At 33.3% G+C, this 10,360-nt stretch carries 9 protein-coding genes; 6 read left to right on the top strand and 3 right to left on the bottom strand.

Annotation, left to right across the window (positions count from 1 at the left end):
- The first annotated feature begins 50 nt into the window (after positions 1-50).
- The 5 genes from LQ615_RS01665 (at position 51) to LQ615_RS01685 (ending at position 5,439) form a co-directional block, all read left to right on the top strand.
- A complete protein-coding gene (locus LQ615_RS01665) occupies positions 51-251 on the top strand; it encodes a hypothetical protein (RefSeq protein ID WP_239703760.1) in 201 nt (66 codons plus the stop codon).
- A 488-nt stretch (positions 252-739) separates the two neighbouring features.
- Entirely contained in the window at positions 740-1,120 is a 381-nt protein-coding gene (ygs, locus tag LQ615_RS01670) for a S1 domain-containing post-transcriptional regulator Ygs (RefSeq protein ID WP_017000055.1), read from the top strand.
- A 160-nt stretch (positions 1,121-1,280) separates the two neighbouring features.
- A complete protein-coding gene (gene pruA / locus LQ615_RS01675) occupies positions 1,281-2,825 on the top strand; it encodes an L-glutamate gamma-semialdehyde dehydrogenase (protein ID WP_017000056.1) in 1,545 nt (514 codons plus the stop codon).
- 70 nt (positions 2,826-2,895) lie between these two features.
- Positions 2,896-4,086, top strand: a complete 1,191-nt coding sequence (locus LQ615_RS01680; RefSeq protein ID WP_017000057.1) for an ornithine--oxo-acid transaminase — start codon at positions 2,896-2,898, stop codon at positions 4,084-4,086.
- Between the two features lie 108 nt (positions 4,087-4,194).
- Positions 4,195-5,439 carry a Glu/Leu/Phe/Val family dehydrogenase gene (locus tag LQ615_RS01685; protein WP_017000058.1) on the top strand — a complete coding sequence of 415 codons (1,245 nt, stop codon included), beginning with the start codon at positions 4,195-4,197 and terminating at the stop codon, positions 5,437-5,439.
- A gap of 562 nt (positions 5,440-6,001) precedes the next feature.
- On the opposite strand, the gene argH is transcribed toward LQ615_RS01685, so the two are convergent.
- Positions 6,002-7,375 carry an argininosuccinate lyase gene (gene argH / locus LQ615_RS01690; RefSeq protein WP_064205100.1) on the bottom strand — a complete coding sequence of 458 codons (1,374 nt, stop codon included), beginning with the start codon at positions 7,373-7,375 and terminating at the stop codon, positions 6,002-6,004.
- Positions 7,372-8,574: an argininosuccinate synthase gene (locus LQ615_RS01695; protein WP_017000060.1), complete on the bottom strand. Its 1,203-nt coding sequence runs from the start codon at positions 8,572-8,574 to the stop codon at positions 7,372-7,374. The genes argH and LQ615_RS01695 overlap by 4 nt, the downstream gene beginning before the upstream one ends.
- A 204-nt stretch (positions 8,575-8,778) precedes the next feature.
- Here LQ615_RS01695 and LQ615_RS01700 point away from each other — a divergent pair, with 204 nt between their 5' ends.
- Complete coding sequence (locus tag LQ615_RS01700; protein WP_017000061.1) at positions 8,779-10,116, top strand: glucose-6-phosphate isomerase; 1,338 nt, start codon at positions 8,779-8,781, stop codon at positions 10,114-10,116.
- Positions 10,117-10,214: 98 nt separating this feature from the next.
- Here the strand turns inward: LQ615_RS01700 and LQ615_RS13560 are convergent, their stop codons facing one another.
- Positions 10,215-10,355 (bottom strand): IS3 family transposase, encoded by a 141-nt coding sequence (locus LQ615_RS13560; RefSeq protein ID WP_142382259.1) that lies wholly within the window; start codon positions 10,353-10,355, stop codon positions 10,215-10,217.
- Between the last annotated feature and the right edge of the window lie 5 nt (positions 10,356-10,360).

Consider the following 10,360-nt stretch of genomic DNA (forward strand, 5'->3'; position numbering starts at 1 on the left):
ATTCGACTTAAACTTTGTTATAATCTAATTGCTAGGGGAGTGGTCGGATTATGATGGAATTTCTTTATTTTCCAGATAACAAATTAGAATATATTCCTGCTGTTGCTACGTTATTATTGTTTATGATTTTAGCTTTCATCGTTTTTATGATGTTTCGCAAAAAATCAAAAAAAGACGAAGAAAAAATGAAGGCATTTGAAAAAGAAGTAATGAATCATTTAGAGCAAGAGGAGAAAAAAAGTAAAAAATAACAAAGTGAATATTGCATTGTATCAACTTCTCTCAGATTGGAATCCAATGGAATTTGAAAACCAATCACTTGAAGATAGTGAAGTTTATGATTGTATGCATGCAATCAATATACGAAATAGAAAATGTTAATGAACTCGCTCCAAAAACCAAGACATATATGCATTTTCTTTCAACACAACATTAGATAAAGATTCGTGCAAACAAATAGCCATCAAAACAACTGCATTACAAAGTAGCTGTGAAATGTAATATGATTAAGTATTAATAAGAAGATCTGTGAATTATTTTAATTGAAATAGTTCATAGGTCTTTTTGTGTGAAAAAATTAATGAATATTTTATGTATAATAATAAAATTTGATTAGATTACAAGCGTCAATTTACTTATCTATTATTTTCAGAATTATATATCAAATTAATGGTTTATTAAATTTAACTATGCTATGATATAAGAGTTAATAATAATAAGTACAAGGGGTTTTCTAAAAGTGAGAAAACATTATAAAGTCGGTCAATTTGTGAAAGTTAAAGTGACTGGCATTCAACCTTACGGTGCCTTTGTTGAAACCCCTGATCATGTGGAAGGTCTCATTCATATTTCTGAAGTGATGAATGATTATGTTCACAACCTTAACCAGTTTTTATCGGTCGGACAGATTGTAAAAGCTAAAGTAATCAAGGTTGAAAATGATGGTAAATTAAGTTTATCTCTTAAAGAAAATGAGTATTTCAAGCGACAAGAACGTAAGAAAGAAAAGCGTTCAGTATTAGATGAAATACGAGAGACAGAAAAATATGGGTTTCTACCTTTAAAAGAAAGGTTACCTAAGTGGATCAACCAATCAAATAAGCATTTAGAAGACGATTAAATGAACTTTTAATCGTCTTTTTGTATATTTATGTTTAATCTAAAAACCTGTCCTAATATTTGTAAAAAAATAACTTGAAGTAATCTATTAAAATGTGTCATTATAGGAATGTAAGGGGTTTCTTTTTCTGCCCCGTATAAATATAGGGAGGTTTACTTTAATGATTCCGTACAAACATGAACCATTTACTGATTTTACGAAAGAGGAGAATAAGGCTGCTTATTTAGAAGGTCTTAAAACTGTTGAAACTTACTTAGGTAAAGAATATCCAATTATTGTTGGAGGAGAAAGAATTTTTACTGATGATAAAACACGTTCTTATAATCCTTCAAATATTGAAGAAACTGTAGGTTTAGTTTCTAAAGCGAGTAAAGAGCACGCTGAAAAAGCAATGGAAGCTGCTAAAGAAGCTTTCAAAACATGGAGAGAAACTGATCCAAGCGTTCGTGCAGATGTACTTTTTAGAGCAGCTGCGATTACAAGACGTCGTAAACATGAATTCTCTGCATTACTTTCTAAAGAAGGTGGTAAACCTTGGAAAGAAGCCGATGCTGATACAGCTGAAGCAATCGATTTTATGGAATACTATGCTCGTCAAATGCTAGAACTAAAAGATGGTAAAAAAGTCGAAAGCCGTCCCGGCGAATATAACAAATATAATTATTTACCAATTGGTGTTAGTGTTGTTATTTCACCATGGAACTTCGCATTTGCTATCATGGCTGGTACAACAGTAGCGCCAGTAGTTACTGGTAACACAGTATTATTAAAGCCATCTTCAAAAACACCTGTTATTGCATATAAATTTATGGAAGTTCTTGAAGAAGCTGGTTTACCAAAAGGTGTAGTGAACTACATCCCTGGTTCATCAAGTGAAATTGGTGATTATTTGATCGACCATAAAGATACAAGTTTAATTTCATTTACAGGCTCAAGAGATGTAGGTGTTTCTATATATGAAAGAGCTGCAAAAGTTCAAAAAGGACAAACACACTTAAAACGTGTTATAGCTGAAATGGGTGGAAAAGACACTATTATCGTTGATTCTGAAGGAGATTTAGATTTAGCAGCAGATTCTATCGTTCAATCTGCATTTGGATTCTCAGGACAAAAATGTTCAGCTTGTTCTCGTGTAATAGCAGTAGAAGATATTTATGATGAGTTATTAGATAAAGTAGTGGAACGTACAAATAAATTAACTGTTGGAGATTCGACAGATCATGAAAATTATATGGGACCAGTTATTGATGAGAATTCATTAAATAAAATTAAAAAGTACATAGAAATCGGTAAAAAAGAAGGTCGCATTGTTGCTGGCGGAACTACTGATGAAGAAAAAGGTCATTTTGTACATCCTACCGTAATAGCTGACTTGAAACATGATGACAGAGTGATGCAAGAAGAAATTTTTGGGCCGGTTGTCGGATTTAGTAAAGCAAAAGATTACGATGAAGCAATTGAGTTTGCTAATGATACTGAATACGGATTAACAGGTGGCGTTATTACAAATAACAGAGATAAATTAGAACAAGCACGTCGTCAATTTTTAGTAGGTAACTTATACTTTAACAGAGGTTGTACAGGCGCAATTGTAGGCTACCAGCCATTTGGAGGATTTAAAATGTCTGGAACAGACTCTAAAGCAGGTGGTCCTGATTACTTAGTACTTCACTTACAAGGACGTACTACTTCAGAAATGTTATAATAATGATGGAAAAAAATATAAAGGCAGTAGAGCGATTTTGCTCTACTGTTTTAATAGGAGGCGTTTTAATATGACAAAATCACAAGAAATTATTGAACAAACGAATACATTTGGTGCTCCAAACTATTTACCGTTACCAATTGTTATATCAGAAGCAGAAGGTATATGGGTGAAAGATCCAGAAGGAAATCGTTATTTAGATATGTTATCAGCATATTCTGCTGTAAACCAAGGTCATCGTCATCCTAAAATCATACAAGCATTAAAAGACCAAGCAGATAGAGTAACACTTACATCACGCGCATTCCATAGTGATCAATTAGGTCCATGGTATGAAAAGATTTGTGAACTAGCAGGTAAAGAAATGGTGTTACCAATGAACACAGGTGCTGAGGCTGTTGAAACAGCCATAAAAGCAGCAAGACGTTGGGCTTATGATGTGAAAGGGGTAGAAGATAATAAAGCAGAAATAATTGCGATGAATGGAAACTTCCATGGTCGTACTATGGCTGCAGTATCATTATCTTCAGAAAAAGAATATCAAAGAGGTTACGGTCCATTACTAGGTGGATTTAAACTTGTTGACTTTGGTGATATCGAACAAATCAAATCAGCAATTACACCTAATACTGCTGCCATCTTAGTTGAGCCTATACAAGGCGAAGCGGGTATTAACGTACCAGAAGATGGATACTTAAAACAAATTAGAGAAGTTTGTGATGAAAATAATGTATTATTCATAGCTGATGAAATCCAAGCAGGATTAGGTAGAACAGGTAAATTATTCGCTACAGATTGGGATAACGTTAAACCTGATGTATATATATTAGGAAAAGCCCTTGGTGGCGGTGTATTCCCAATTTCATGTATCCTTGGTGATAAAGAAGTATTAGAAGTATTTAACCCTGGTTCTCACGGTTCTACATTCGGAGGAAATCCATTAGCATGTGCTGTTTCAAATGCAGCCTTAGATGTTATCGTGGATGAAAATTTATCTGAACGCTCACTAGAATTAGGAAATTACTTTAAGTCAGAGTTAGAAAGTATAAATCATCCTGCCATTAAAGAAGTGAGAGGTAAAGGTCTATTTATCGGTATTGAATTAACTGAAGATGCAAGACCATATTGTGAAAAATTAAAAGATTTAGGTATACTATGTAAAGAAACACATGACACTGTTATTCGTTTTGCACCACCTTTAATCATTGATAAAGAAGATTTAGATTGGGCTATTGATCAAGTGAAATCTGTTTTTAAATAAAAAAACTGATAACGTTTACAAAAAACGGTTTAAGACCTTTTAAAAATAACCAATTATGTTACAATTATTTAGAGATTAAAAGTATTTAAAAAAGAGGCGAAGAGGATCATGAGCGAAAATTTAAATTTAGTTACATCGACACAAGAAATTGTTAGTGATGCCCTTAACAAATTAGGTTTTGACGAAGGCATGTATGATTTAATTAAGGAACCACTAAGATTATTAACAGTTCGTATACCAGTTAAAATGGATGACGGGTCTGTTAAGACATTTACTGGTTATCGTGCACAACATAATGATGCAGTTGGACCAACAAAAGGTGGGGTTCGTTTCCACCCAGATGTTGATGTTGAAGAAGTGACTGCCTTATCTATGTGGATGACTTTGAAATGTGGAATTGTAGATTTACCTTACGGCGGGGGTAAAGGTGGAATTGTTTGTGACCCAAGACAAATGAGTATTCACGAAGTTGAAAGATTATCACGTGGATATGTTCGTGCCATCTCACAAATAGTTGGACCAACAAAAGATATCCCAGCACCAGACGTATTTACAAACTCACAAATTATGGCTTGGATGATGGATGAATATAGTCAAATGGACGAATTCAACTCACCAGGTTTCATTACAGGTAAACCAATCGTATTAGGAGGCTCACAAGGTCGCGATCGCTCTACTGCTCTTGGAGTGGTTATCGCAATTGAACAAGCTGCTAAAAAACGTGGTAAGACTATTGAAGACTCAAGATTTGTTATCCAAGGTTTCGGTAATGCTGGAAGTTTCTTAGCTAAATTCTTATACGATAAAGGTGCTAAAATTGTCGGTATTTCTGACGCATACGGTGCATTACATGATCCTGAAGGGTTAGATATTGATTACTTATTAGACCGTCGTGACAGTTTCGGTACAGTAACAAACTTATTTGAAGATACAATTACAAATAAAGAATTGTTTGAAATAGATTGTGATATTTTAGTACCAGCAGCGATTGCTAATCAAATCACTGAAGAAAATGCACATGATATCAAAGCTGACATTATTGTAGAAGCGGCTAACGGTCCAACTACAATGGGAGCTACTAAAATTTTAAGTGAACGTGGAATCTTACTTGTTCCTGATGTTTTAGCAAGTGCTGGTGGCGTAACAGTTTCTTACTTCGAATGGGTACAAAATAACCAAGGTTATTATTGGACAGAAGAAGAAGTAAACGAAAAATTACGTGAAAAACTAATTAAAGCATTTGATACAATTTATAATCTCTCTGAAAATAGAAAAATTGATATGCGTTTAGCTGCATATATTGTAGGAATTAAACGTACGGCAGAAGCTGCTAGATATAGAGGTTGGGCATAATATTTTATCCCACAATTTATTAGTAAATAAAAAGGCTGAGACATTTATTGGTGTCTCAGCCTTTTTTATATGTAGTGGATTAGGGAGGCTTGAAAGAGTCTAGTGTGCAAGAGTCCAGAAACAAGCCCGTTAGAGCGCTAATTTCAGCAATTTTAATATGAATTAAGACTGAATATAGACGATCAACTGCTCTAACGTGCAAGACAAAATAGAGAAGCACGTTACAAATTCTAACGTGCAAGAGTATGGAAACAAGCCCGTTAGAGCACTAATTTCAGCAATTTCAATATGAATTCGCACTGAATGTGGTGGATAAAGTGTTCTAACGTGCAAGACGAAATAGACAAGCACGTTACAAATTCTAACGTGCAAGAGTATAAAAACAAGCCAGTTAGCGCAAAGTTCATATAATCTATATTAAAGGATTGCTTATTTATTTTACCATGCTGTATTAATAATAAATGATTTTATAAAAAATAAGCATATCACTGTGATTACTGAGAGATTCAGTAGAGTGATATGCTTATTTAATTTAAGCTTATGTCTTAGTCTTACTTTAAATCTATAAAAGCTGTTTAGCTACTTTAATTTGGTGATAGACTGCTTCTTGGCCTGTAGAACCATAACTTTTTCTACGATTCAAACAGTTTTCAGGTTTTAAGTAATCGTAGACGTTATTATCTATTTTGTCATTGTAAGATTTGTAGTGTTCCAATGGTACATCTAATAAATATTTATTATTTTGGATACACCATAATACAATTTTACCTACTATTTCATGTGCTTCTCTAAATGGTATGTTTTGTTCTACTAGATAATCTGCTAACTCAGTTGCATTAGAAAAATCTTGATGTACTGTTTCATGTAATCTTTCTTCGTTAACAGTCATTGTTGAAATCATACCTTCGAAAATTCTAAGAGAACCTTTTATAGTGTGAACGGCATCAAATAAGCCTTCTTTATCTTCTTGCATATCTTTATTATAAGCAAGTGGTAAACCTTTTAAAGTCATTAACATACTCATTAAATGACCAGTTGTTCGCCCAACTTTACCTCTAATTAGTTCTGCCATATCTGGATTTTTCTTCTGTGGCATAATAGATGATCCTGTAGAGAAACTATCTGATAGTGTAACGAAATTTGCTTCACTGCTAGACCAAAATATAATTTCTTCTGAGAATCTTGATAAATGTACCATCGTTAAAGAAATATTATGTAGTGTTTCTACGATGTAATCTCTATCGCTTACAGCATCTAAGCTGTTTTCGTATAGATTATCGAAGCCTAATAACTCTTGAGTACGATGTCTATCAATAGGATGTGTGGTGCCACTTAAAGCTGCTGCACCTAGTGGACTCATATCTATACGTTTGATACTATCGTTAAAACGAGATTTATCTCTTTCTAACATCCAAAAATACGTCATAACATGATGTGCAAATGAAATAGGTTGCGCTCTTTGTAAATGCGTATACCCAGGCATTATAGTATCTACATGTTCGTCAGCGATTTTTATAATAGCTTGTTGTAAAGATTCGACTAATTCAATAATTTCATGAACATGCTGTTTTGCATAAAGGTGCATATCTGTAGCGACTTGATCATTTCTGCTTCTGCCTGTATGCAATTTACCACCAACTTGACCGATTTTCTGAATAAGCGCATGTTCAATATTGAGGTGAATATCTTCTAGAGATTCTGATAGTTCAAGGTTATCGTTGTAATAATCTTGTTGAATTTCTTTTAATCCTTGAATAATTTGCTCAGCCTCGTGTTGGTTAATAATATTTTGTTCAGCAAGCATCGTAGCATGTGCAATGCTTCCTTGAATATCTTGATCAATTAAATTTTTATCAAAATGGATAGATGCATTGAATGCATCTACCCATGATTCGGGATTAGATTCGAATCTTCCTCCCCAAGCTTTTTTTATCATTTTAAAACACCCTCTGTTTCTAATAATGCATTTACTTTAGTTGGTAAACCAAAGATTTCTATGAAGCCAACTGCAGCTTCTTGGTTAAATGCATCTTCTTTAGTATAAGTAGCAAGTTCTTCATTATATAAACTATAAGGTGATTTACGTCCATTGACGATAACATTTCCTTTAAATAATTTAACACGAACAGTACCTGTAACTTGAGTTTGAGTTGAATCAATAAATTGTTTCAAACTTTCTGTTAAAGGTGAGAACCATAAACCGTTATATATTTGTTCAGCTAATTGCTTTTCAATAACTGGTTTAAAGTGTGCAACATCTTTAGTTAAAGTAATTGTTTCTAAAGCTTTATGAGCTTCCATGATTACTTTTGCACCAGGTGTTTCATATACTTCACGAGATTTAATACCTACAAGACGATTTTCAACATGATCTATACGACCAATACCATGTAAACCAGCTATGTGATTTAATTTTAATATTAATTCATCTAATGGATATACTTGATTATTAATAGAAATTGGAAGACCATTTTCAAATACAATTTCCATTTCTTCAGCTGTATCTGGCGTATTTTCAATTGGGTTCGTTAAATCGTATGCATCTTCTGGTGGTGTAGCGAAAGGATCTTCTAAAATACCACATTCATTACTACGTCCCCATAAGTTTTGGTCTATAGAGTATGGTGAATCTAAATTAATTGGAATAGGTATGTTATGTTTTTTTGCATAATCAATTTCTTCTTCACGACTCCATGACCATTCACGAACAGGCGCTAAAACTTTAATGTGTGGCGCTAAAGCTTTAATAGCTACTTCAAAACGTACTTGGTCGTTACCTTTACCAGTACAACCATGTGCGATTGCCATTGCATCTTCTTTTAACGCAATTTCAACAAGTTTTTTTGAGATTAACGGTCTACTTAAAGCAGATACGAGCGGATAACTGCCTTCATACATAGTATTACCTTTAATTGCATAACCAACGAAATCTTCACTGAATTCTTTAGTAGCATCAATCACATAAGATTGTTCAGCACCCATATCTAAAGCTTTTTGTTGAACAAGTGCTAGATCTTTACCTTCACCAACATCTAAGCAACATGCAACGATTGTATAACCTTTCTCGATTAACCACTTAACTGCAACACTTGTATCTAAACCACCTGAATAAGCTAAAACAACTTTTTTCGACATAATTGAAAACCTCTCTTTGTATTAATATTTAATATCTTGTATATTTAATCGTTGTGTATACACTACCACATAAAAAATGTATTTTCAATAGTAATATTAAATAATTATGCATAAATAAGTGTAGTGTTGCATTTCCATTGAAAGCGTATGAAAACTAGAGTAAAATAGAATTGTTGTTATTCATAAGACAAATAGGAGGATATTATGACACATATTCAATTTGATTATAAAAAAGCGTTAGCATTTTTCGGTGAACATGAACTTGAGCAAACGCACGAAGCAGTAAAAAATATACATCATGTTATACATGATAAAACTGGTGCAGGTAGTGACTTTTTAGGTTGGGTTGACTTACCAGTCGATTATGACAAAGAAGAATTTGATAGAATTCTTAAAGCTTCTAAACGTATTAAAGAGCAATCAGATGTATTGTTAGTCATTGGTATTGGCGGTTCGTATTTAGGTGCAAGAGCTGCTGTAGAAATGTTGAATTCTACATTTGCTAATTATGAAAAAGGTGAAAACCCACAAATAATTTTCGTTGGTCATCATTTATCATCTTCTTATGTACATGATTTAATTCAATACTTAGATGGAAAAGATTTCTCAGTAAATGTTATTTCTAAATCAGGTACAACGACTGAACCAGCTGTAGCATTTAGAATTTTCAAGAAGCTTCTTGAAGAGAAATACGGTAAAGATGAAGCTAAAGAACGCATCTTTGCAACAACTGATAAATCTAAAGGTGCATTGAAAGATTTAGCTACTGGTGAAGGTTACGAAACATTTGTTGTTCCTGACGATGTTGGCGGTAGATATTCTGTATTAACAGCTGTTGGTTTATTACCGATTGCTGCGAGTGGTATAGACATTCAAGAAATGATGAATGGCGCGAGTGCAGCTAGAGAAGACTTATCATCTTCTGATTTAAATGAAAACATTGCATATCAATACGCTGCTATACGAAATATTTTATATGCAAAAGGTTATACAACAGAAATGTTAATCAACTATGAACCTGCATTACAATACTTCAGCGAATGGTGGAAACAATTATTCGGCGAATCTGAAGGTAAAGATTTCAAAGGTATTTATCCTTCAAGTGCAAACTTCACTTCTGATTTACACTCTTTAGGACAATATGTTCAAGAAGGGCGTCGCTTCCTATTTGAAACTGTAGTAAAAGTAGATAAACCTAAACATGATATTACAATTGAAGAAGATAAAGACGACTTAGATGGCCTTAACTTCTTAGCTGGTGAAACAGTCGATTATGTTAATACTAAAGCTTTCCAAGGTACACTATTAGCACATACTGACGGTGGGGTACCTAACTTAGTCGTAAATGTTCCGCAATTAGATGCATATACATTCGGTTATGTTGTATACTTCTTCGAATTAGCATGTGCGATGAGCGGATACTTATTAGGTGTTAATCCATTCAACCAACCAGGTGTTGAAGCATATAAACAAAATATGTTCGCTCTATTAGGAAAACCTGGATATGAAGATCTTAAAAAAGATTTAGAAGACAGATTATAATATGATGAAGAATCGTGAAAAAAGCCCCCGAATTTTGAAGTGAACCCTGTCAAGTAGACAACTAAATAATAAAAATGTCTTTTTGGTCGAATTCATAGCTAAGCTATGGATTTGGCCATTTTTAATGTAATTCGATTAGTATTATAAAAATGAATATATTTAGCTAATTCTATTACTGCCTGTTCATAATTTATAAAAGAAAAGTTCTTATTTCCTTTATAAATTTCACTTTTCATCATTCCCC

This window comes from Mammaliicoccus sp. C-M13, assembly GCF_022386845.1.
In the GTDB taxonomy this organism is placed as follows: domain Bacteria; phylum Bacillota; class Bacilli; order Staphylococcales; family Staphylococcaceae; genus Mammaliicoccus; species Mammaliicoccus lentus.